Consider the following 23,214-nt stretch of genomic DNA (forward strand, 5'->3'; position numbering starts at 1 on the left):
AATTTGCGTACACCGGTTCTGATATAATTTTTCCCCATGATGATCGAAGCCTATCGCGACCGATATTACGACGCCGTATTCGACACCGACCGCGCCCTGGCGCTGGCGGTCGTCGACGAGGCGCTCGCGGGGGGCGCCACGCCCGAGCAGGTTGTGTTCGAAATCGTCGTGCCCGCCATCGAGCGGATGATCAAGTCGTTCACGGAAGACTTCGACGCCACGCTCGCCCAGCATTTCCTCGCCTCCCAGATCGCGGTCGAGGTGACCGACGCGATGTTGCCCCGGTTCGCCCGGGCGCCCGAGATCGTCGGGCGCGTCGTGATCGGCACGGCGCGGGGCGACTTCCACGGGCTCGGCAAGAAGATCGTCTCCGGATGCCTCAAGGCGAAGATGATCCAGGTCGTCGACCTCGGCCTCAACGTCGAGCCCGCGCGGTTCGTCGACGAGGCGGTCGCGCAGGGGGCCTCGGTCATCGGCATCTCCTCGATGATGATCCACACGGCGCGGGGGGCCGATGGGCCATCGGGGGTTCGTGCCCTGCTCGACGCGCGAGGACTTTCCGGCCGCATCAAACTGGTGGTCGGCGGGGCCCCCTATCGCTTCGATCCCGACCTCTACAAGACCGTGGGCGCCGACGGCTGGGCGGCGGACGGCATGGCGGCCGCCCGGGTGGTCGCGGATTTCATCGCGGCGGTCAAGACGGCATGACCGGGACGGAGCGCTTCTCGGCGCTGGCGGAGGGCCGCCTGCCTGACCGGGTGCCGGTGCTGTGCAACCTGCTCGACCAGGGCGCCCGCGAGCTGGGCATGACGCAGCGGCAATACTATTCGCGCGCCGGGCACGTGGCCGAGGGGCAGCTCCGGATGCGCGAGAAATACGGCTACGACGTCCTGTGGGGCTATTTCTACGTCGGACGGGAAGCCGAGGTGCTGGGCTGCCGGAAGATGCTCTGGTCGGAGAACGGCGCCCCGAACGTCGGCCACCTGGTGATCCGGGAGCCGGAAGACATCGAGCGGCTGGAGATTCCGAAGGACCTCTCCGCCATCCCCGCGTTCCGGGAACAGCTCGAATGCATCCGGCTGCTCAAGGAGGCCGCGGGCGGGCGAACGCCCGTCCTGTCCGCCGTCACCGGCTCGGTGACGCTTCCGTCGATCCTGATGGGGATGGACCACTGGATGCGGCTCCTGCTGACGGGGCCGGTGTCGCTGCGCGAGGAGCTGCTGTCGAAATGCTCCGATTTCTGCACCCGACAGGTGCGGGCACTCCGGGAAGCGGGCGCCGATTTCGTCGCTTACACGAATCCGGTCGCCTCGGCCGATTTCCTGACGCCGCGCCTCTTCCGCGAGCTTGCGCTTCCGACGATTTGCCGCGACATCGAGGCCGTCGGCCCGGCCGGCATCGTCTATTTCTGCGGCGGCGGGCGCATCCTGCCGACGATCGCGCCGATCCGCGAGGCCACAGGCCTGGACGCCTTCTACCTCAACCCGTTCGACGACGTCGCCGAGGCAAAACGACTGCTCGCCGGGCAAGGAATGTGCATCGGCGCCATCAACGACATCCGGCTGATCGACGGCTCGCCCGAAGAGATCCGCGCCGACGTGCGACGGATCATGGCGGCGGGAGCGCCCGGCGGCAACTTCCTGTTCGGGACGCTTCTGATGCCCGCGATGATCCCCGACGACAGCATCCGGGTCATGATCGATGCGGCGCACGAATTCGGCGAGTACGGGCTTGTTGGTGTCTGACCCCGGGCCGCCGGGCGAACGGAAGCTGCTCCTCGGCTGCGGCATTCTCCGCAAGGAAATCGAGTTCCTGGTCGGGAAAAACCGCTGGCCCGTGGAAACCCTCTTCCTCGACTCCGCACTCCACGTCAGCTTCAACCGGCTGTCGACCGCGCTCGAGCGATCCCTCGCCCGGTCCGCCGGCCGCGACGTCGTCGTGTTCTACGGCGCCTGCCACCCGCTGATGGAGCCGATGCTCGCGGCGGCCCGGACCCGGCGAACCGTCGGACAGAACTGCGTCGATATCCTGCTCGGCAACGCCCGGTTCACCGAGGCGCTCGCCTCGGGCGCCTTCTTCCTGCTGGAAGACTGGGTCCTGCGCTGGGAGTCGATCATGGCCCGTACCTTCGGGAGCGACCTGTCGATCCGGCGCGACATCTTCCAGTCCTCCCACACCCACCTGCTGGCGCTGAAAACCCCCTGCTCGGGCGATTTCTCGGCCGAGGCCGAGGCGATCGGCGCCTCGCTGTCGCTGCCGGTCCGCTGGGCGGAAGTGTCGCTCGATCCCCTTGAGCGTACGCTCGCGCAAGCGCTGTTCGGAGAGGAGCCGGGCGATGGATGACCTCGTGACGATCCCCGCCGCCGAGCTAGCGGCGCTTCGCGAGCGGGTTACCCGGCTTTCCCGCGAGAAGGCGCACTACGCCCTGGTCAACGACATCATCAACCGGCTCGGGGCGGTCGCCGGGCTCGACGATGTGGTCGACCACATCCTGACCACGCTGATGAACACGATCGGCGGCGCCAACCTGCTGCTTTACTACCGGGTCGAAGAGGAGCTGTTCCTTGCCGACGTCTACGGCCGCCGCGAACGGATCACCGAGATCGAGGATCCCCTCGTGCGCGAGGTGTTCCTGACGCGGGAGGCTTCCGGCGATGTCCCCGGCGTCCCGCGAGCGGGGCTTCTGGCCGGCAGCGACCGGTCGGGCGCGGTCTGGCTGTTTCCCCTCCTGGCCGGAAACGACCTGATCGGCGTCTTCAAGATGGAAGGCATGCTGCTCGAAGGTTCCGAGATGCGCAGCCAGCTCCAGGTCGTGTTCCATTACGCCGCCATGACGCTTCGGGGCGAGATCCAGAACTACAGCCGGCTCCGGGCGGCGTTCGAGGCTTTGCGCCATAGCGAAGAGCGGTTCCGCAGCGTCGTCGACACCGCGCACGACGGGATCCTTCTGATCGACGGCCAGGGAAGGGTCGTCTTCTGGAACCAGGCAGCCGAGGCGATCTTCGGGTACACCGCGGCCGAGGCCGGCGGGCGCGACCTGACGTTCATTATCCCCGAGGCGTCCCGCGACCGGCATCTGGAGCGCTTCGCGCGGCTCAGGGGCGAAGAGGAAGGGGCGCCCCCGGGGAAGGTGACAACGGTCGAGGGGGTGCGCAAGGACGGGAGCGCCATCCCGCTCGAGCTGTCTCTCGCGTCCTGGCGGGGGGGCGGGGAGGTCTTCTGCACGGCTGTCGTCCGGGACATCCGCGAGCGGCGCGCGGCGGAGGAGGCCCTTCGCTTCTCCGAGGAGCAGTTGCGGCAGGCGATGAAGATGGAAGCCGTGGGAAGGCTGGCCGGCGGCGTCGCCCACGATTTCAACAACCTGTTGACGGTCATCAATGGCTACGGGGAGATGGTCCTGCGCCGTTTGCCGCCGGATTCCCCCATTCGCCGGGAGATCGAGGAAATCCGTCTCGCCGGCGTCCGGGCCGCCGCGCTGACCCAGCAGCTGCTCGCGTTCAGCCGGAGGCAGGTGATGCAGCCCCGGCCGCTCGACCTGGACCAGGTCGTTCGGGGAATGGTCGAGATGCTGCGCCGCTTGATCGGGGAGGACATCCTGCTGACCGTCGATCCGTCCGGTGCTCCCTGCATCGTGATGGCCGACGAGGGACAGGTCGCGCAGGTCGTGGCGAATCTCGCCGTCAATGCGCGCGACGCGATGCCGGAAGGGGGGAAGCTGGCGATCCGGATCGGGAGGGTGACCCCTGACGCGCAATTCCTGCGCCGGCACCCGGACGCGGCCGGGCTTCCGCACGCGGTGCTCAGCGTTTCCGACACCGGGTGCGGCATGGATTCCGCCACGCGGGCGCACCTGTTCGAGCCGTTCTTCACGACCAAATCGATCGGAAAGGGGACGGGGCTGGGGTTGTCGACCGTCTACGGCATCGTCTCCCAGAGCGGCGGTCACATTGAGGTCGAGAGCAAGCCCGGGGAGGGAAGCGTGTTCTCGATCTTCCTGCCCGTCGTGGCCGACGCGATCGTCTCCGGTGCCCCGACTCCCGGCGACGACATGCCCCGCGGCAGCGAGACGATCCTGTTCGTCGAGGACGAGCCGGCGATCCGGGCGCTGGTCCGGGAGGTCCTCGGCTCGCTCGGCTACACCGTGATCGTGGCCGAGAACGGCGTCGACGCACTCGAGCGCTTCGAGGGCCATCCCCGCGCCATCGACCTGCTGGTCACCGACGTCGTGATGCCGCGCATGAACGGCCGGGAACTGGCGTCCCGCCTCCAGGAGCGCGACCCGCGGCTGCGTCTCCTCTTCATCTCGGGCTACACCGACCACGATTCGGTCCGCCCGGGCTCGTTCCCGCCCGGTTCCCTGTTCCTCCAGAAGCCGTTCGCACCCGACGTGCTGGCGCGGAAGGTCCGCGAGGCGCTGGCCGACCGTCCGACCTTCCGGTAAATAGGAGTGGTTTGCAGGATTCCGTAGCATTATAGTTTTCCTGTGAACGTATTACTGGATATCCTGACGCAATTCGGCGGCGGAGGGGCGGAACCCGTCCAGGGCGCCGTCCGCTACCTGCTGCCCGGCTTTTTCTGGGGAGGCCTGGCGCTGGTGGCCTTCGTCCATTGGCGCGCCGTCCGGGAGCGGCGCGACCGCCTGGTCGGGATCGCGGCGCTGGTCGGGTTGTCCCGGGAATTGTTCCTGTTCGTCGCCGTCTACGGCAGCAGCAGGGGATGGATCCCGGTGCTTCCGCTCCTCCGGCTGACCCCGCCGTTGGAACACGCCGCGACGCTCCTGTCCAGCGCCCTGATCTGCTACGCCTTCATCCGCTGCCTCCTGAGATGGCCCCCGATGCCCCGCGCGCCGATGGCGCTGCTGCTGGCGGGGATGGGGCTGATCTTCGCCGGGGTGCTTTATGCCTGGGCGCGGCAGGTGCAGGCGATCCCGGCGTCGCCCTTCGTCGCGTTCCCGGGCCACCTGGTCCTGCATGTCGCGGGGACGTTCCTCCTGGCTGCGCTCCTGGCTTCCGCTCTGTCCGAGATCTTCTGGGGACGGCGCCGCGTCCCGGTCGTGCTGCTGATCGCGATGCTGTTCCTGCTGACGGACGAAGGAATCCCGGTGGCCGCCGCCATGGCAGGCGACGACCACCTTGCGCTGCTCGTTCCCATCCAGTACAACCTGCACCTTTGGGCAATCCCGCTGTTCATCGCCGTCTACTGGCAGGAGTTGCGACTGCGCATGGAGGAGGCCGAGAAAACGCGCTCCGGCTTCTTCGAGCTGAGCCCCGGCCTGTTGTGCGTCGCGACCATGGACGGCACCATCCGGTTCGCCAACCCGGCGTCGCTCCGAATCCTGGGGATCTCGCCCGCGGCGCTGGCGGGCCGCTCGCTGTCCGAGTTCTGCCGGCCGCCCGGCCCGGACGTCTTCGACCTGTCGATGCTCCAGAAGACGTCCGATGCCGTGCACGTCGAGGCGCCTCACGCGTTTCCCGGAGAAAAGGCCGAGCGTTGGCTCCACTGGACGTTCCGGGCGGAGCCGCGGGGGAGCCGCATCTTCGCCATGGCCACCGACGCCACGGCGCAGAAACGAGCGCACGATTCGCTGCTGCGCAGCGAGGAGATGCTGCGCCACTCCACCAAGATGGAGGCGATCGGCCGGCTGGCCGGCGGCATCTCGCACGATTTCAACAACCTCCTCACCGCGATCCTCGGCTACTGCGAGCTGATCGATTCCCACTGCGAAGACACCGGGCGCATCCGGAAGGACGCCGGAGAGATCCGGAAGGCGGCCGAGCGGGCGGCCGCGCTGACCCGGCAGCTGCTTGCCTTCAGCCGGCGGCAACAGATGCGGCCCCGCGCGATGGACCTCAACGAAACGCTTCTGTCGATGGGCGGCCTCATGCAGCGGCTGATCGGCGAAGATATCGCGCTCGTCGCGCGCCCCGGCGCGGGCCTTGCGAAAGTGAAGGCCGACCCCGGCCAGGTCGAACAGGTCATCGTCAACCTGGTCGTCAATGCCCGGGACGCCATGCCCCAGGGGGGACAAATCATCCTGTCGACGCGAAACGGGGATGCGAAGGATGCCGTCGTCCTCGAGGTCCGCGACACCGGATGCGGCATGGACGCGGAGACGCAGGCCCGAATCTTCGAGCCTTTCTTCACGACCAAGGAGGTCGGGAAAGGGACGGGGCTCGGATTGTCGACCGTCTACGGGATCGTCCAGCAAAGTGGGGGCAGCATCCGCGTGTCGAGCGCGCCCGGGGCCGGAACGACGTTCACCGTGTCGTTTCCGATGGCGGGGGACGAAATCATCGAAGGGGCCGCGCCGCCGCCGGACGAACCGGTTCCGATTCCGACGCGCGAGCGGATCCTGCTGGTCGAGGATGAGGATGCCGTGCGCGACATGGTGAGACAGAGCCTGCAAATGCATGGCTATGTCGTGCGCGAAGCGAGCGACGGCCGGTCCGCGCTCGCGATCTACGAAATTGAGCGCGGCGCCTTCGACATGGTGCTGACCGACGTGGTGATGCCGGGGATGAGCGGCGGGGAGCTGGCGGCGGCGCTGCGGGTGATCGATCCCGCGGTCCGGGTGCTGTTCATGTCGGGTTATTCCGACGACGCGCTGGTCAGCCGCGGGGTCTCGGGCTCCGGGATGGCGTTCATCGAGAAGCCGTTCACGCAGGAAGCGTTGGCGAAAAAGGTCCGGGAGGTCCTCGGGACGGGAGCGCCCGCAGCGGCCTCCTAGCCCCGGCGGCGTGCGAGGAAGGCCAGCGTCTCGATGTGGTGGGTCTGGGGGAAGAAGTCGAGCAGCGTGACCGATTCGATCGAATAGCGATCCGAAAGCGTTGCCAGGTCGCGCGCGAGCGTGGCCGGATCGCAGGAGACGAAGGCGATGCGCGTTGCCTCGGTCCGTTCGACCAGAAGGCGTGCGGCGGGCGTCAGCCCCGTGCGAGGCGGGTCGAGCAGTACGACGTCGTACCTGCCGCTGCTCCGGAACCGCTCGACCGGGCTCCGGACCGCCCGGCAGCGTGCCGCCAGCCCGTTGGCGACGATGTTCTGCTGCAGGTCCCGGAAGGACGCCTCGTTTCCCTCGACCGCGACGACGTTGCATCCCGCAGCGCCGACCGGGAGCGCGAAGTTGCCGGCGCCCGCGTAAAGATCCAGCACCCGCACGGGGCCATTGGTTCCCCCCTTCGCCTCAGCCTCCGCCTCGCCGCACCAGGCCACGAGCCGGTCGACCAGCGCCAGGTTGACGCGCCAGTTGGCTTGGAGAAAGCTCAGCGGGCCGACCGTGTAGCGGAGCGCCCCGATCGGGAAAGTCAGCGACGGCTTCCCCCACGTCCGGTCGGCGAACCGGACGCCGGCGACGCCGGCCGAGTCGAGGCGCGCCGCGGTCTCTGCGTCGAAGCGGCGATCGCGGAAGGCGAGCAGCGTCTCGTCGCCGTTGCTGAGCGCGCGCATCTCGTCGACGCCGAGGTTTCCGGGGAGAGCGCAAAGCGCGGGCAGCACCCGGTTGATCCCTTCTGTCATCAGCGGGCAGCGCGTGAGGTGGATCAGGTCGTGGCTTGCCTCGCGCAGGAAGGCCGGGCCCTGCGCGTCGATCCGGAACGTGCCGCGGGCGCGGTAGCCGTACGGCTCGGAGGTGATCGCCGCGATCCCTTCGCAATCGATCTTGCCGATCCGGCGCAGGACGTCGCGGAGCACTTCGATCTTCATTTCGACCTGGAAGGGATAGTCCGAATGCTGAAGCCGGCATCCGCCGCAGATGCCGTAGATGGGGCACGGCGCATCCACCCGGTGCGGCGACGGATCGACGATCCGGGTCGCCCGGGCGAACCGGTGGTGTTTCTTCGACTCGGTGATCTCGGCCTCGACCGTCTCGCCCGGCAGTGCCCCGCGCACGAAATGGACCATGCCATCGACCATCGCCAGCGAGGAGCCGCCGGCTGCCGGTTTCAGGGCGGTGAGGATCACGGCTTTTCGTCCTGGTCGTCCGTCCGGCTTCCCGCCTTCGCCTCCATCGCCCAGAACGCTTCCCGGATCTCGGCGACGATCTCGGTCTGCCGGTGCCCGATGAAGCGGGCGATCCGCCCTTCCCCGACGGAATCGCCCTGGAGGTCGAACACGCACCGCGAAAGGTCCCCTTCGGGCCACGATTTTGAGGCACTGGCCAGGACGTCGAGCGCCAGATCGGGGGTGTCCGGCCCCATCGGAAGCGTCAGCCGGAGCCGGGAGATCGTGCCCGGACGCACGGGGCAATCCCGCGGGAGGTCGATCGCAGCGCTTTTCAGGCAGATATCGACGAGATTTCCCCGGATCAACCGGCCGGCGTAGTCGACTTCGATCTCGCGTTTTTCCTGGAGCGCCACGCGGACGAAATTCCTGTTTTCAGCGAGCACCTTCGTGTAGAGGAAGTTCTTGAGCGACACCTCGCGCTCCGGCACCCGGACGTAGAACGCCTCGGCAAGGATCTCGTGCCGGAAATGGCCGCTCTTGATGAACGTGCTCTTGTCGCAGTCGATCGCGACCGCCTGGTAGGCGTGCGTCTCGAATTCGACGAACTCGTGGTCGATCCCGAGCACGGAGGCCGGATAATTGATCGGGATTCCTTTGTAGTAGTTTAGCAGGGAAAGGTCGTTCTCGATCTCCCCGGCATGGATCTTCCGGAAGACGTCCAGGATGTCCTGGATGTTCCTTCCGTAGTCCGCCTTGTCGACCGGGTTGCAATACTGATCCATCGAAATTTTCCTCGAGTGAGCCGTGACGCTCCGATGGTTTTCGGGGCGAGACCATGATAACTTTTTTTGCGGGAGGAGATGGCGCGAAGATGATGATCCCGACCACGGTCCACGACATCAGCGTCCCGCTGGGGACGGGCTCCGTTGCTTACCCCGGGGATCCGCCCTTCGAACTTCGCCGCGTGGCGTCGTTCGAGACGGGGCCTTTCACGCTTTCCCGCCTGGCGATGAGCGCGCATGCCGGCACGCACCTCGATTTCCCGGCGCACGTGGTCGCGCGGGGGGCGGACATCGCAGGCTACCCGGCGGCGCGCTTCATCCTTTCGGCGGTGGTCGTCGACGTTCCGCCCGACGCCGCGTATGTCACCCACGAAGACGTGCTCCGGGCAGGCCTTGAGCCCGGCGATGCCGTCCTGTTCCGCACCCGGAACTCGGCCGACGGCGTTTGCCGCAGCGGTGCGTGGACCGATCGGTACGTCTGCCTGACCCCGGAGGCGGGACGCGCCTGCCTTTCCGCGGAAGCGTCGCTGGCGGGCATCGACGGGCCGAGCGTCGACCGGTTCGACGACGAGGGGCTGCCCGTCCACCGGATCCTGCTCGCCAACGACATCCTGGTGCTCGAGGGGATCGACCTCTCGGGAATCTCCGCCGGCCGCTACACGCTCGTGTGCCTCCCCTTGCCGATCCCCGGCTGCGAGGCGTCGCCGGTGCGCGCCGTCCTGCTGGGATAAGGCTGCATGCGCGCCGTCGTCCAGAGGGTCACCAGCGCATCGGTCGCCTCCGAAGGCGAGCTGCTGGGCCGGATCGGGCACGGCCTGCTCGTCCTGGTCGGCATCGGCAGGGAAGACACCCCGGAGCAGATGCGCTGGATGTGCGACAAGATCGCGAAGCTGCGCATCTTCTACGATGATGCCGGAAAGATGAGCCGGTCGGTCCTCGACGTGGGCGGCGGCATCCTGCTCGTGTCGCAGTTCACCCTCTACGGCGACGCGCGCAAGGGGAACCGGCCGGGTTTCGACGCGGCCGCGCCGCCGTCGCTTGCCGAGCCGCTCTACGACGCGATGGTGCGCCACCTCCGCGAAACGCTTCCGCTGCCCGTCGAGACGGGACGCTTCGGCGCCGACATGTCGGTCTCGCTCGTCAACGACGGGCCCGTCACGCTGATCCTCGAACGCTGACCATCGAACCGCCGCGACCCGTCCGGCATCTTATCGGGGGGACGGGTCGGATGAAGGGGGCAAGGTGAACGATTCGAGACGAGGCGATGAAACCGACAGAGTCCTGTTTCCCGCTGTGTTCTCGGAAGAGGTGCGCTACCCCTCTTGGGCTTGGTTCGGCCCGGCCCTGCTCTCCGGAATCTTCCTCGTTGGGCTGGGCATCCTGCTCTACTTCCTGCAGGTCCGGATGACCGACGAGAATATCCGGGCGCTCGATGCCGACGCCGTTTCGGCCCGGGAGGCGCTCCAGGCCCGCCTCGACGCCGACCGTAATTTCCTCCTTTCTCTAGCCGACGACTTTTCCCGCGATGCGCTCGACGAAGTGTCCTTCCAGGGGCGCGTCGCCCGCTATACGCTCGATCATCCCGAGATCCTGTCCGTAAGGTGGTTGAGCCCCGACCTGAACATCCACCGGCAGGCGCCTGCCGGGGCGACCGGGAAGGTCGTCGGAATTCCCGTGACAGGGGGGGAATCGCTGCGTGCGATCCGCCTCGCCGCGGCCGGGAAGCGCTGGCTCTGGACCCGTCCATTCACATCGGCAGGTGGGCGGGTGTCCATCGAACTATGGTCGTCGGTTTTTCGGGAGGGGCGGTTGGCAGGGTTGTTCGGCGCCACCTTCTCTTTCGAGGAGATTCTCCGGGTGTCGGCGCCCGCGCCGCTCGCGCTCGATTACCGGCTGGCGCTCGAGGCTGGGCTCGGCGGAATCGTCGCCGCCCTTCCCGCGGTCGAACGCGTCGATCCGAATCTGTCGAGGCGGGTACCTCTCGATCCGCCGGGGTACGGCGTCTCGCTCCTGATGCAGCGGTACGGATCCCGGTTCTGGGGCTGGGGGATGAGCGCGCTGGCGGTCGCCTGCGTCGCCCTCGCGGTCGGGATGGGATTCGGGATGTGGCTGCTCGGCCGGACGATCGGCGCGGGCCGCCGGGCGGAAGCGGCGCTGCGGGCCGGCAACGAGGCGCTCGGCGCCCTGATGGAGGCGTCGCCGTTGGCGAGCATCGTGCTTGATGGCGATGGGCGCGTGGCCTTGTGGAACAAGGCGGCCCAATCGTTGTTCGGATGGGCCCCGGAAGAAGTGGTGGGCCGCCCCAACCCGATCGTGCCGCCCGACCGGCAGGACGAGTTCCACCGGCTCCTCGCCCGCGCCGTTGCGGGAGGATTCGAGGCCGTCGAGACGCGCCGCATCCGCAAGGACGGCACGCCCGTCGAGGTTCGCATCTCCGCCGCACCGCTCAGGGATCCCTCGGGGGGGACGCGCTTCGTCATCGACGTCCTCGTCGACATCTCCCGGGAGCGCGCGATCGAGGAGCGACTGCGGGAGGCGGAAAAAATCGAGGCGGTGGGGCGACTGGCCGGCGGGGTCGCCCACGATTTCAACAACCTGCTTACGGCGATCCTCGGCTACAGCGACCTGCTCATGCACCGGTTGCCGGAGGGAGACCGGATGCGTCGCGAGATCGAAGAGATCCACAAGGCGGGGGAGCGGGCGGCGGTGCTGACGCGGCAGTTGCTCGCCTTCGGGCGGAAGCAGGTGCTGCAGCCGCGCCGGATAGACCTGAACGCGGTCGTCGTCGGGATGAGGCCGATGCTGTCACGGCTGGTCGGCGAGGGGATCCGGCTTGAAATCGTCCCGGCGCCCGCTCCGGTCCCGATCGACGCCGACCCGGACCAGATCGGGCAGGCAGTCGCAAACCTGGTCATCAATGCGCGCGAGGCGATGCCCGGCGGAGGGTGGTTGCTGATCGCGGTCTCAGCCGCGCCGGGGGGGCGGCACGTTTTGTTGTCCGTGAGGGATACGGGCAAAGGGATCGACGAGGAGACGCGGGCGCACCTGTTCGAGCCGTTTTACACCACTAAGGAAGGGGGCAAGGGAGCAGGACTGGGTCTTCCGACCGTCTACGGGATCGTGGCGCAGAGCGGGGGTTCCATCGAGGTAGAGAGCGCGGTCGGCCATGGAACGGAGTTTCGGATCTCCCTGCCGGCGGCCGGCGAGGCGCCTGCCGCCACGCGGGAGAAGACCGCAGTCCCGGAGGCGTCTACTTCCGCCGGGGTCGAGACGGTCCTTGTCGTGGAGGACGAGCCCGTGATCCGGCGCCTGGTGGCGTCGATCCTCGAAAGGACCGGGTATACGGTGCTGGAAGCGGGCGACGGGGTCGAAGCGTTGCAGGTTGCGTCCGGTCACGCCGGTCCGATCGACCTCTTGTTGACCGACGTCGTGATGCCGCGCATGGGAGGGAAGGAGCTGGCCGACCGGCTCGCGGCGCAGCGTCCCCGGATGAAGGTGCTGTTCATGTCCGGCTATCCCGACGACGCCCTTGGCGCCGACGGAGTGTTGCCGGAGCATGTGTCGTTCCTCGCCAAGCCGTTCATGCCGAACGCCGTCGCGCACAAGGTCCGTGAGCTGCTCGACGGCCGGGAAAAGAAAGGAGACTGAAATGACTGCAATGAATGATTTCAACCGGGTGCTGGTCGACCAGTTCAGGGCGGCTGCCGGCCTGCTGGAAGCGTTGATGGCGGACGTGACGCCGGAAGTCGCGCATTGGCGCCCTGCCGGCCTCGCCAATCCGATCGGCGCGACGTATGCGCACGCGATCACGTCGATCGACGGGATCATCCACGGGTTGCTGCAGGGGCGCGAGCCGCTGTTCGCCTCGACGTTCGCGGGAAAGACCGGGATGAGCGAGCCGCCGCCCAGGCCCGACGCCCGTCCCGCGGGGCAGGAGGCATTCGCCCTGGAGGCTCACGCATGGGCTTCCCGGGTCACGATCGACCTGACGTTGCTCGGGACGTACGCGTCGGCGGTCCGAGCGTCCGCCGAGGAGTGGCTTTCGACGGCGACGCCCGCCGATTTCAACAAGCCCGTGGACCTGTCGTTCCTGGGCCTCGGGATGTCCACCGCCGGCTTCGTCCTGCACAACGCGGTGCTGTCCCACGCCGCCTCGCACGCGGGCGAGATCGCCGCGCTCAAGGGGCTCCAGGGGCTGAAGGGGTACCCGATGTAGGCGGGAGAAGTCGTTGCCGGGTGCCGGGGATGCCCCCTGCACTCGGCGGCACGGGTATCTCCTTCCGCGGGACGTCTTGCTCGCCCATCCATGGGCTTGCTGCGACTCCATACCCCTCGCGGTGCCATCCATGGCACCTCAAGCCGCTCGGGGCATAGGCCCGCTTCAGGAGCCACCCTTAGCCGCTGCGTTCCGGGGAAGAGCCCCGATGATGGGTGCTTCTACGAACGAATACCGGATACCGAGGCCTCATGCTACCGGGCGTATGCCTAAGCGGGGGTCCCCGGGAGGGGATACCCGGAGCGCGTCAAGCGCCGGCCCCCGCGTGGCGTTAGCTTGGGAGCTTCAAGCCGAGGCGGGAACCGGGTCAGTTCTTTTCGAGCCAGGTATCGATGCCGGCGGCGGCGCGGCGGCCGAAGTCGATGGCGCGGACGATGAGCGAGGCGCCGATCGCGGCATCGCCGGCGGCGAAGACGCCCGGCACCGAGGTCATCGTGTCTTCGCCGGTGACGATGTTGCCGCGGCCGTCGGTCTCGATGGCCAGGTCGGTGACCAGCGGGCCGTGCTCGACATGGACGAACCCCATCGCGAGGAGGACGAGTTCGGCCTTCATCGTCTGCTCGGAGCCGGGGATTTCGGCGAACGACATCCGGCCGGAAGCGTCGGTCTTCCATTCGAGGCCGACCAGCTTGAGCGCCGAGACGGCGCCGCCCTTTCCGGCGATCTCGCGCGTGTTGAGCGACCAGAGCCGCGTGCAGCCCTCTTCATGGGAATAGTTGGTGCGCAGCACCTGCGGCCAGGTCGGCCACGGGTTGCCCGCGGGGCGCACTTCGGGCGGCTTGGGGAGCAGCTCGATCTGGGTGATCGAGCTGGCGCCCTGCCGGCGGCTGGTGCCGACGCAGTCGGCCCCGGTGTCGCCGCCGCCGATGACGACGACGTTCTTGCCCGAGGCGCTGATCGCGGCGGCCTCGGGAACCAAGATCCCCGCGTTGCGCAGGTTCTGCTGGATCAGGAAGTCCATCGCGAAGTGGACCCCCGCAAGCTCGCGGCCCGGGACCTTGAGGTCGCGGGGGACGCCGGCGCCCGCGGCGATGAGCATCGCGTCGAAGGTCCGGCGGAGGTAATGGACCGAGACGTCGCTGCCGGCGGTGACGCCGGTCTCGAAGCTGACGCCCTCGGCCCGCATCTGGTCGATGCGGCGGTCGAGCACCCATTTCTCGAGCTTGAAGTCGGGGATGCCGTAGCGCAGGATGCCGCCGATCTTGTCGGACTTCTCGAAGACCGTCACCTGGTGGCCGGCACGCGCAAGCTGCTGGGCGGCCGCGAGCCCCGCGGGGCCTGATCCGACCACGGCGACCTTTCGGCCGGTCGAGAAGCCGGCCGGCTCGGGCTGGATCCAGGATTCCTGCCAGCCCCGCTCGACGATCTGGAGCTCGATCTGGCGGATCGTGACCGCAGGCTGGTTGAGCGAAAGCGTGCAGGCCGGCTCGCACGGCGCCGGGCAGATTCGGCCCGTCACCTCGGGGAAGTTGTTGGTCGAATGAAGCAGGTCGAGCGCCCGCTTCCAATGCTGCTTGTAGACCATGTCGTTCCAGTCGGGAATCCTGTTCTTGACCGGGCATCCGTAGGTGTGGCAAAACGGGATGCCGCAATCGCTGCAACGCGCCGCCTGCGTCTCGAGCTGGGCGATGGGCAGCATCTCGTCGAATTCCCGGTAGTCGGTAATGCGATCCTCGACCGATCTGTGGGGCGCATCTTCGCGCGCAAATTCCATGAAGCCGGTGACCTTACCCACGGAAAACCTCCTCGGTCGCGGCGACGTTGTCGTTGTCCGCGTATTCTTCGAGACGCATCCGCTCGAGTGCCTTGCGGTATTCGATCGGCATGACCTTGACGAACAGCGGCAGCCGCGATGCCCAGTCGGCCAGGATCGTCTTCGCGCGCGGGCTGCCGGTATATTTGACGTGGTCCTCGATCATCGAGCGGAGCCGCTTGACGTCGGTTTCTTCCCAGACGCTCTCGACGTCGACCATGTCGAGGTTGCAGCGGGTGTCGAACAGCTCGGTCTCGTCATAGACGTAGGCGACGCCGCCGCTCATGCCCGCCGCGAAGTTGTTGCCGGTGGGGCCGAGGACGACGACAACCCCGCCGGTCATGTATTCGCACCCATGGTCGCCCACGCCTTCGACGACCGCCTTCGCACCGCTGTTGCGGACGGCGAACCGCTCGCCGGCCCGGCCGTGGAGGAACACTTCCCCGCCGGTCGCCCCGTAGAGGATGACGTTGCCCGCGACGACGTTCTTGCTCGGGTCGAAACCGACCCCCTGGGGCGGGGTGACGACAATGCGGCCGCCGCTCATCCCCTTGGCGAGGTAGTCGTTGGCGTCGCCGGTTACCCGGACCGAGATGCCGTTGGTGAGGAATGCGCCCATCGACTGGCCCGCAGAGCCCGTGAAGTCGATGTCGATCGTCCCGTCGGGAAGACCGGAAAGCCCGTACCGCTTGGCGACCTCGCCCGCCAGCATCGTGCAAGCCGTGCGGTGGACGTTGCGGATGGGCATCGTGATCTTCACGGGCGTCTTGTCGTCGAGCGCCGGCTTGGCCTGGCGGATCAGCTCGGCGTTGATCCCCTTCATCACGTCGTGCTCCTGCTTCTTGATGCAGCGCAGCGATTGGCCGTTGCCGTTGCCGGAAGGAAGCAGCACGCGCGAGAAGTCGAGGCCGCGCGCCTTCCAGTGCTCGATTGCGGGGAGCACCTCGAGGCGGTCGACCCGGCCGACCATCTCGTCGATGGTACGGAAGCCCAACTGCGCCATGTGTTCGCGCAGTTCCTGCGCCATGAAGCGGAAGAAATTGACGACGAACTCGGGTTTGCCCGTGAAGCGGGCGCGCAGCTCGGGATCCTGCGTTGCGACGCCGACGGGGCAGGTGTTGAGGTGGCACTTGCGCATCATGATGCAGCCGAGCGTGACGAGCACCGTGGTGCCGAAGCCGAATTCCTCGGCGCCCATGAGCGCGGCGATGGCCAGGTCGCGCCCGGTCTTGAGCTGACCGTCGACCTGCACCCGGATCCGGTCGCGGAGCTGGTTGCCGACCAGCGCCTGCTGGGTCTCGGCGAGCCCCAGTTCCCACGGCAGCCCCGCAGACTTGATGGAGGTGAGCGGCGAGGCGCCGGTGCCGCCGTCGTGCCCCGAGATGAGGACGAGATCGGCCTTGGCCTTGGAGACGCCGGTCGCGATGGTGCCGACGCCGACTTCGGAGACCAGCTTGACCGAGACGTCGGCCGCGGGATTGACGGATTTGAGGTCGAAGATGAGCTGCGCCAGGTCTTCGATCGAGTAGATGTCGTGGTGGGGCGGCGGCGAGATGAGCGTGACCCACGGCGTCGTGTGGCGGACGCGCGCGATCTCGGGGCTGACCTTGTGGCCCGGGAGCTGGCCGCCCTCGCCGGGCTTGGCGCCCTGAGCCATCTTGATCTGGATCTCGTCGGCGTTGACGAGGTATTCGGTCGTCACGCCGAAGCGGGCGGAGGCCACCTGCCTGATGCGCGACCGCTTGCTGTCGCCGTTGGGCAGCGGCTTGTTGCGGACCGGATCTTCGCCACCCTCGCCGCTGTTGCTGCGGCCACCGAGCCGGTTGAGCGCAATGGCGATCGTCTCGTGCGTTTCCTTGCTGATCGAGCCCAGCGACATCGCAGCCGTGACGAACCGGGGAAGGATCTTTTCGACAGACTCGACCTCGCCGATCGGAATGGGGCCGTCGCCGGGCGTGAAGCTGAACAGCGAGCGCAGCGTCGCCCGGTCGCGCGACTGGTCGTTGATCAGCCCGGTGTATTCCTTGAACTGGCCGTAATCGCCCTCGCGGGTGGCCGCCTGGAGCTTGTAGATCGTGTCGGGCGTCCACAGGTGCTTCTCGCCGCCGACGCGCAGATTGTAGGAGCCGCCGACGTCGAGCAGCTTCGCGGGACGCCCCCGCAAGGGGAAGCCGCGCCGGTGACGGGTGTTGGATTCGACGGTGATCTCGTCGAGTCCGATGCCGCTGATCCGGGATGCGGCGCCGCAGAAATAGCCGTCGATGACCTCCTCGGACAGCCCGACCGCCTCGAAGATCTGGGATCCGAAGAAGCTGCGCAGCGTCGAGATGCCCATGCGGCTGAACGTCTTGAGCAGCCCCTTCTTGACGGCGGTGAAGTACTTGTCGACCGCCTCGCCGGGCGTCATGCTCTTTTCGAGGAGTCCGCTCTCGGCCAGGTCGCGGATGGTCGAGAAGGCGACGTTGGGGCAGATCGCATTGGTGCCGAAGCCGAGCAGCAGGGCGAAGTGCATGACCTCGCGCGGCTCGCCCGACTCGACGACGATGGCGGCCCGCGTGCGCAGGCCGCGGCGGATCAGGTGGTGGTGAAGCCCGGCGGCGGCCAGCAGCGAGGGGATGGGCGCGTGATCGGCGTCGACGTTGCGATCGGTGAGGACGAGGACGGTGGCTCCGTCGAGGATGTGCCTCTCGGCCTGGACAAACAGCGTCTGCAGCGCGTCGCGGAGCACGCGGCCGTCGCCGCCCGCGGGGAACAGCATGTCGAGGTCGCGCGTGACGATGTCGGGCGCCTGCCCGGTGCGCAGGCGGATCATGTCCTCGGGCGTGAGCATCGGGTGAGGGATGCGCAGCATCCGGCAATGCTCGGGCGTCTCCTCGAGCAGGTTCTTTTCACGCCCGATGAAGGTGTTGAGCGACATGACCAGCTCTTCGCGCAAAGGGTCGATCGGGGGGTTCGTGACCTGGGCGAACAGCTGCTTGAAATAGCGGAACAGCAGCTGCGGGCGGTTCGACAGCACCGCAAGCGCCGAGTCGTCTCCCATCGAGCCGACCGGCTCCTGGCCCGTGGTTGCCATCGGGGTGAGGATGATCTTGAGGTCTTCCTCGGTGTAGCCGAAGACATGCTGCTTCCGGAGGAGGACGTCGGGATCCTCGGCGGGGATGTTGGGCGGGACGAAGAGCCCGCGCAAATCGATCCGCTGTTCCTTGACCCAGTGGCGGTAGGGGCGTTGCCGCGCGATCTTGGCCTTGATCTCGTTGTCGGGGACGATGCGCTTCTCCTCGAGGTCGATGAGCAGCATCTTGCCCGGCTGCAGGCGCCCGCGCCGGATGATCTGGTCGGCCGGGAAGTCGAGGACGCCGGTCTCGGAGGCGAGGACGATGAGGCCGTCGCGCGTGATCGTGTAGCGGGCGGGGCGCAGGCCGTTGCGGTCGAGGGTGCCGCCGATGTAGCGGCCGTCGCAGAACACGACCGCCGCGGGGCCGTCCCATGGCTCCATGAAGGTGGCGTGGTATTCGTAGAACGCCCGTTTGTCGGCGCTCATGTGGTATTTCTTGCCCCACGCCTCAGGCACCATCATCATCATCGCGTGCGGGAGCTCGCGGCCGGCCAGCGTCAGCAGCTCGAGCGCGTTGTCGAAGATGGCGGAGTCGCTGCCGCTCTCGATGAGGACCGGCTTGATCTTCTCGAGATCGTTGCCGAACAGGTCGGATGCGAGCGACGCCTCGCGCGCTTTCATCCGGTTGATGTTGCCGTGCAACGTGTTGATCTCGCCGTTGTGCGCCAGCATGCGGAACGGGTGGGCCAGGTGCCAGGTGGGCAGCGTATTGGTGCTGTAGCGCTGGTGGATGACTGCGAAGGGGCTCACGAACGATTCGTCGGCGAGGTCTGGGTAGAAGACCGCGAGCTGCGAGCCGGTGAGCAACCCCTTGTAGACGATGGTGCGGCTCGACAGGCTGGTCAGGTAGAACTGGCTGACGTCGGCGTTGTCCCAGCGCGCCGCCTCTTTCTCGACCAAGCGCCGGATGACGTAGAGCTTGCGTTCGAAGGCCAGCGTGTCGAGGCCCGGATTCTTGATGAAGCACTGGCGAATGAGCGGCAGCGTCGAGCGTGACAGCGCTCCCAGCGTCGATGGATCGACAGGAACGGTGCGCCACCCGATGAGGGGGCATTTCTCGGCCGAGGCGATGCGTGCGAGGGCGTCTTCGCAGCGCGACGCCGATGCGGGGACCGTGGGGAGGAACACCATGCCGACGGCGTAGCCGCCGGCCTCCGGCAGCGCGAGGCCGGCCTTGGCGCATTCCTTCTCGAGGAAGGCGTGCGGGACGCGCATCATGATGCCCGCCCCGTCGCCGGTGGCCTTGTCGCCCCCGAGGGCGCCGCGGTGCTCGAGGTTGATGAGCACCTGAACGCCCTGGGTCACGATGTCGTGGCGCGGTTCGGCGTTGATGCGGGCGACGAATCCCACGCCGCAGGCGTCATGCTCGTTGGCGGGATCGTAAAGCCCTCTGGGCGCAGGGACACCTGCGGCATTCGATCTGAAAAAGGATGCATGGGACATGGCGGTCGGTCCTCGTGACTCTCTGAGTGGTAAGTGTTTCAGTGTACCCCGAAGAACCGGTCTATGTCGATGATAAACCAAGGAAACGGCCGCCCCCATCCGCGTCGAGATCGGGCCCGCCCAAGGGAGCGGTCTGTGCGATAATGTGTTGCAGAAACAGGAAGACAATCGAACCGAGGTGTGCCGAATGCAACAGCGCGTGGGATTTCGAGACGCCCGTTGGACCCCGATCCTGCTGCTGACAACTTTTCTGGTAACCGTTCCGGTACTTCGGGCGTCGGCGCTGGTCGACAACGATTTCAACGATCCCCGGAATTGCGGCGGCTGCCACGACAGGATCTTCTCCCAGTGGGAGGGTTCGATGCACGGGCTTGCGGTCCAGGACAACATTTTCCGGAAATTCTACGAGATGGTGGTCGAGGAAGTGGGCCCCCCGGCGGTCGAATTCTGCATGAAATGCCACACGCCCGTCGGCGTCTCCCGCAAGGAGTTGCCGCCGGTCACGGGGGAGAATCTCGACAACGTCGCCATGAAGGGCGTGTTCTGCGATTTCTGCCACACGGTGACGCCGACCGGGATCGGAAACGCCGCGTTCGACACGGGCCCGTCGACGACCAAGAAGGGGCCGTACGCCGATGCGGCCGCTCCCGTTCACGCGACGAAGACCGACAATGCCTGGCGCGGCTCCGGCTTCTGCGGGATGTGCCACAACGTGACGCACCCGATCTCCGGCCGGCCGATCGAGCGGACCTGGCAGGAATGGAAGGACTCCCCATACAACACCGGCGACCCCGCCACCGAGACCGCCTGCCAGGACTGTCACATGAGGCAGACACCGGACGACCCCGCCACCGGCGAGACGGTGCGCAAGGACAACCCCGGGAAAGCGGTCGCGGCCGGCCCCGACCGCCCGCACGTCTGGACGCACTACTTCGTCGGCGGAAATGCGCTTTACTCCAACGAGCCCAACGGCGAGCGGCGCCAGGCGATGGCCATGGCCCGGCTTCGCCACGCGGCCCGTATCGAGATCAACCTGGAGGACATCCCCTCCCCCCGGAACCATTACGGCTCCTTCCGGATCCGGGTGAGCAATGTCGGGGCCGGGCACAAGCTCCCCACCGGCCTGTCCGAGGTTCGCGAGATGTGGCTCGACGTCACCGTGACCGACGCGAAAGGCAAGGTGCTTCTCCGCTCCGGGGCGCTCGGCGAGAACGGCGGCATCGACCCGACAGCCGCGATCTTCAAGACGTTCCTCGGGATCGGCCGCACCAACGTCAAAATGTCGTGCTGCTTCTTCGCGATCGGCGAGCGCAACAAGATCCTTTCGGCCGAGGCGATCACGCGCGACCGCCGCATTCTGCCCAAGGGCTACGACGAGGAAAAATATGCATTCGAGGTGCCAAGGGGGGCGGCCTACCCGATCCGGGTCGAGGCCCGGCTCAACTACCGGTCGATGTCGCAGGACTTCGCCAACATCTTCTTCCCCGACGGCACGTTCAAGGTGCCCGTGATCCGGATGGACGAGGCGACCGCCCGGATCAGCCCCGGAAGTTCCCGCGACGTCGGTTCGGCCAGGCCGGCTCCCCGCAAGAAGGGAAGCGCCCCGAGGCGGAAATGAGGCGGGCGGAGGGCGGTCAGATCGCCTTGCGCCAGGCGAGCTTGCGCTCGAGCCAGCGCGACAGCGAGGTGAAGGCGTAGCAGAGGATGAAGTAGATGAGCGCGATGAACAGGAAGATCTCGGTGGGGAAGATCATGCTGCGGTTGTTGACCTGGGTCGCGACGTGGGTCAGTTCGTCGACGCCGACGATGAAGGCGAGCGAGGTGTCCTTGATCATCGAGACGAACTGGTTGACGAACGACGGGATCATGTTGCGCAGCGCCTGCGGCAGCACAATGTAGAACATGGCCTGGGCCGGGTGCAGCCCGGTCGAGAGCGCCGCCTCGGTCTGCCCCTTCGGGATGCCTTTGATGCCCGCCACGACGATCTGCGACATGTAGGCCGAGGTGAACAGACTGAGCGCGAAGATGACCGTCTGGCTCTCGGGGACGGTCTTGCCCAGCATCGCCGGCATCAGGAAGTACATCCAGAAGATGACCATGAGCAGCGGCATTCCGCGGACCGTGTTGATGCACAAAAGGGCGGGCTGCCGGACCCACCGGCGGTGGGAGACGCTGAGAAGGCCGAGCACGAGACCCCCGAAGAACGAGAGCACGAGCGAGGCGATCGCCAGCCAGAAGGTGAGCGCGACGCCGCCCAGCGGCCCGTTGGGGTAGCGGCCGATGAAGAAGTAGACCCAGTTCTCGCGAATGATGCTGAAGTCGAGGCCCACGTCAGCGCGCCTTCAGGGGCGAGAGGACCTTGCGGTCGTAGAGCGTCATCAGCCCCGTGATGACGAACGAGAGGACGACGTAGATGAGGGTGGCCGCCGTGAATGCCTCGAAGCCCTTGAACGTGGCGCTCTCGATCTGCCGCGCCTGGTAGGTGAGCTCGGCCACGCCGATGGTCATGGCCAGCGACGAGTTCTTGGCGATGTTGAGGAACTGGTTGATGAGCGGCGGGACCGTGAGGCGCACCGCCTGCGGCAAAATGATGTACTGCATCGAGCGCAGGTAGGAGAAGCCCGCGCTGCGGGCGGCCTCCATCTGCTCCTTCGGGATCGACAGGACGCCCGAGCGGATGTCCTCGGCGATGAAGGCCGAGGTGTAGATGGTGAGGGCGATGGTGGCCGCGGCGAACTCGAAGTTCCACCCGGCGTGCGACTGGTTCATCCAGTCGTTGACCGCCTGCGGAAGGATCTTGTAGGAGCCGAAATACCAGAAGAAGAGCTGGACCAGCAGCGGGGTGTTCCGGAAGAACTCGAGGTAGCCGTGCGCGAACCAGCGGGCCGGCTTGAAGTGGGACATCCGCATGACGGCGATGACCAGGCCGAGCATGAACGACAGGGCGATCGACACCACGGAGAGCTTCATCGTCAGCAGGAATCCGGACACCAGCCAATCGACGTATTTCCCCTGGGTGACGACCGCCCAGTCGAAGGAGGATCTAAGCACGGCGGTTCAATCCCTTCGAGACGCTATTTCCCGGCTACGATCTTGAAGTTGCGGGGGATCGGCGTGTCGGACTTGGGGCCGAACCACTTGTTGTAGATCTTCTTCGCGTCGCCGCTTTTCTCCATCTCGAGCAGCGTCTTGTTGACGAAGTTGACGAGGTTCGTGTCGCCCTTGCGCATGCCGATGCCGTAAGGCTCGTCGGAGATCTGGACCTTGGGCGGAATCTCGAACGCCTTCTTGTTCGGGGCCTTGGCCAGCAGGCCGGCCAGGATCGATTCGTCGGTGGTCACCGCGGCGACCTTTCCCTGCTGCAGCGCAAGGAACGCCTGCGGGTAGTCGTCGAAGGAAAGCACTTCGGCGGTGGGCAGCGATTTCTTGACGTTCTGCTCGGAGGTGGAGCCCTTCGCCGTGCCGATCCGCTTGCCTTCGAGGTCCTTGAGCGACTTGACGGTCCCCTTCTTCACGAGGAACTTCTGGCCCGTGAGGAAGTAGGTGTCGGAGAAGTCGATCTCCTTGGCGCGCTCGGGGTTCTTGGTCATCGTCGCCGCGATCAGGTCGATGTTGCTTTCCTTGAGCTGAGGCATGCGGGTCGCGGAGGTGACCGGCTTGAGCTCGACCTTGACGCCCATCTTCTTGGCGATCGCCCGGACGAAGTCGATGTCGTACCCGACGATGGTGCGCGTCTTCTCGTCGACGTAGCCGAACGGCGGGAGCGAGTCTTTCACGCCCGCGACCAGGACGCCTTTCTTCTTGACGGTCTCGAGCGTGTCGTCCGCGAATGCGGACATCGTCATGCCGGCCACGCAAGCCGTTGCCAGGAACAGGGCCAGAGTCTTTTTCATGCTTTCCCCTCCTT

17 protein-coding genes are annotated in these 23,214 nt (G+C 66.9%); 10 read left to right on the forward strand and 7 right to left on the reverse strand.

Annotated elements, in window-relative coordinates; genetic code table 11:
- Positions 1 to 36 precede the first annotated feature (36 nt).
- From VGK27_04035 to VGK27_04055, 5 genes are read left to right on the forward strand one after another with little or no spacing between them, the layout of a single operon-like run.
- On the forward strand, positions 37 to 708 hold the full coding sequence (locus VGK27_04035) for a cobalamin-dependent protein (GenBank protein ID HEY3489279.1): 672 nt from the start codon (positions 37 to 39) through the stop codon (positions 706 to 708).
- Entirely contained in the window at positions 705 to 1,745 is a 1,041-nt protein-coding gene (locus VGK27_04040; protein HEY3489280.1) for a uroporphyrinogen decarboxylase family protein, read from the forward strand. The genes VGK27_04035 and VGK27_04040 overlap by 4 nt, the downstream gene beginning before the upstream one ends.
- Positions 1,738 to 2,343 (forward strand): DUF1638 domain-containing protein, encoded by a 606-nt coding sequence (locus tag VGK27_04045; GenBank protein HEY3489281.1) that lies wholly within the window; start codon positions 1,738 to 1,740, stop codon positions 2,341 to 2,343. The genes VGK27_04040 and VGK27_04045 overlap by 8 nt, the downstream gene beginning before the upstream one ends.
- Positions 2,336 to 4,441, forward strand: a complete 2,106-nt coding sequence (locus VGK27_04050) for a PAS domain S-box protein (protein HEY3489282.1) — start codon at positions 2,336 to 2,338, stop codon at positions 4,439 to 4,441. Before VGK27_04045 ends, VGK27_04050 begins: the two co-directional genes overlap by 8 nt.
- Before the next feature lie 42 nt (positions 4,442 to 4,483).
- Positions 4,484 to 6,727 (forward strand): ATP-binding protein, encoded by a 2,244-nt coding sequence (locus VGK27_04055; GenBank protein ID HEY3489283.1) that lies wholly within the window; start codon positions 4,484 to 4,486, stop codon positions 6,725 to 6,727.
- On the opposite strand, the gene VGK27_04060 is transcribed toward VGK27_04055, so the two are convergent.
- The gene (locus VGK27_04060; protein ID HEY3489284.1) at positions 6,724 to 7,956 is read right to left on the reverse strand and encodes a class I SAM-dependent RNA methyltransferase; all 1,233 of its coding nucleotides are present in this window, start codon (positions 7,954 to 7,956) and stop codon (positions 6,724 to 6,726) included. The genes VGK27_04055 and VGK27_04060 overlap by 4 nt on opposite strands.
- Positions 7,953 to 8,720, reverse strand: a complete 768-nt coding sequence (locus tag VGK27_04065; protein HEY3489285.1) for a hypothetical protein — start codon at positions 8,718 to 8,720, stop codon at positions 7,953 to 7,955. The genes VGK27_04060 and VGK27_04065 overlap by 4 nt, the downstream gene beginning before the upstream one ends.
- A gap of 89 nt (positions 8,721 to 8,809) precedes the next feature.
- Between VGK27_04065 and VGK27_04070 the strand changes: the two genes are divergently transcribed.
- The 4 genes from VGK27_04070 (at position 8,810) to VGK27_04085 (ending at position 12,936) form a co-directional block, all read left to right on the forward strand.
- The gene (locus tag VGK27_04070) at positions 8,810 to 9,451 is read left to right on the forward strand and encodes a cyclase family protein (GenBank protein HEY3489286.1); all 642 of its coding nucleotides are present in this window, start codon (positions 8,810 to 8,812) and stop codon (positions 9,449 to 9,451) included.
- Positions 9,452 to 9,457: 6 nt separating this feature from the next.
- Positions 9,458 to 9,898: a D-aminoacyl-tRNA deacylase gene (dtd, locus tag VGK27_04075; protein HEY3489287.1), complete on the forward strand. Its 441-nt coding sequence runs from the start codon at positions 9,458 to 9,460 to the stop codon at positions 9,896 to 9,898.
- 64 nt (positions 9,899 to 9,962) lie between these two features.
- Positions 9,963 to 12,368 (forward strand): ATP-binding protein, encoded by a 2,406-nt coding sequence (locus VGK27_04080; GenBank protein HEY3489288.1) that lies wholly within the window; start codon positions 9,963 to 9,965, stop codon positions 12,366 to 12,368.
- A gap of 1 nt (position 12,369) precedes the next feature.
- Entirely contained in the window at positions 12,370 to 12,936 is a 567-nt protein-coding gene (locus VGK27_04085; GenBank protein ID HEY3489289.1) for a DinB family protein, read from the forward strand.
- A gap of 367 nt (positions 12,937 to 13,303) precedes the next feature.
- Here VGK27_04085 and VGK27_04090 read toward each other — a convergent pair whose 3' ends face one another.
- Together VGK27_04090 and gltB are read right to left on the reverse strand one after the other, a co-directional pair.
- The gene (locus tag VGK27_04090) at positions 13,304 to 14,731 is read right to left on the reverse strand and encodes a glutamate synthase subunit beta (protein ID HEY3489290.1); all 1,428 of its coding nucleotides are present in this window, start codon (positions 14,729 to 14,731) and stop codon (positions 13,304 to 13,306) included.
- Positions 14,724 to 19,307 carry a glutamate synthase large subunit gene (gltB, locus tag VGK27_04095; GenBank protein ID HEY3489291.1) on the reverse strand — a complete coding sequence of 1,528 codons (4,584 nt, stop codon included), beginning with the start codon at positions 19,305 to 19,307 and terminating at the stop codon, positions 14,724 to 14,726. Before gltB ends, VGK27_04090 begins: the two co-directional genes overlap by 8 nt.
- 199 nt (positions 19,308 to 19,506) lie before the next feature.
- Between gltB and VGK27_04100 the strand changes: the two genes are divergently transcribed.
- Complete coding sequence (locus tag VGK27_04100) at positions 19,507 to 20,925, forward strand: multiheme c-type cytochrome (protein ID HEY3489292.1); 1,419 nt, start codon at positions 19,507 to 19,509, stop codon at positions 20,923 to 20,925.
- Between the two features lie 16 nt (positions 20,926 to 20,941).
- On the opposite strand, the gene VGK27_04105 is transcribed toward VGK27_04100, so the two are convergent.
- Genes VGK27_04105 through VGK27_04115 form a run of 3 tightly spaced genes read right to left on the reverse strand, consistent with a single transcriptional unit; the run spans position 20,942 to position 23,200 of the window.
- On the reverse strand, positions 20,942 to 21,637 hold the full coding sequence (locus VGK27_04105) for an amino acid ABC transporter permease (protein HEY3489293.1): 696 nt from the start codon (positions 21,635 to 21,637) through the stop codon (positions 20,942 to 20,944).
- A gap of 1 nt (position 21,638) precedes the next feature.
- A complete protein-coding gene (locus VGK27_04110; protein ID HEY3489294.1) occupies positions 21,639 to 22,358 on the reverse strand; it encodes an amino acid ABC transporter permease in 720 nt (239 codons plus the stop codon).
- 23 nt (positions 22,359 to 22,381) lie between these two features.
- The gene (locus tag VGK27_04115) at positions 22,382 to 23,200 is read right to left on the reverse strand and encodes an ABC transporter substrate-binding protein (GenBank protein HEY3489295.1); all 819 of its coding nucleotides are present in this window, start codon (positions 23,198 to 23,200) and stop codon (positions 22,382 to 22,384) included.
- Positions 23,201 to 23,214: the final 14 nt, after the last annotated feature.

Source organism: Candidatus Deferrimicrobiaceae bacterium, from assembly GCA_036504035.1.
Taxonomy (GTDB): Bacteria; Desulfobacterota; Deferrimicrobia; order Deferrimicrobiales; family Deferrimicrobiaceae; genus JANXPS01.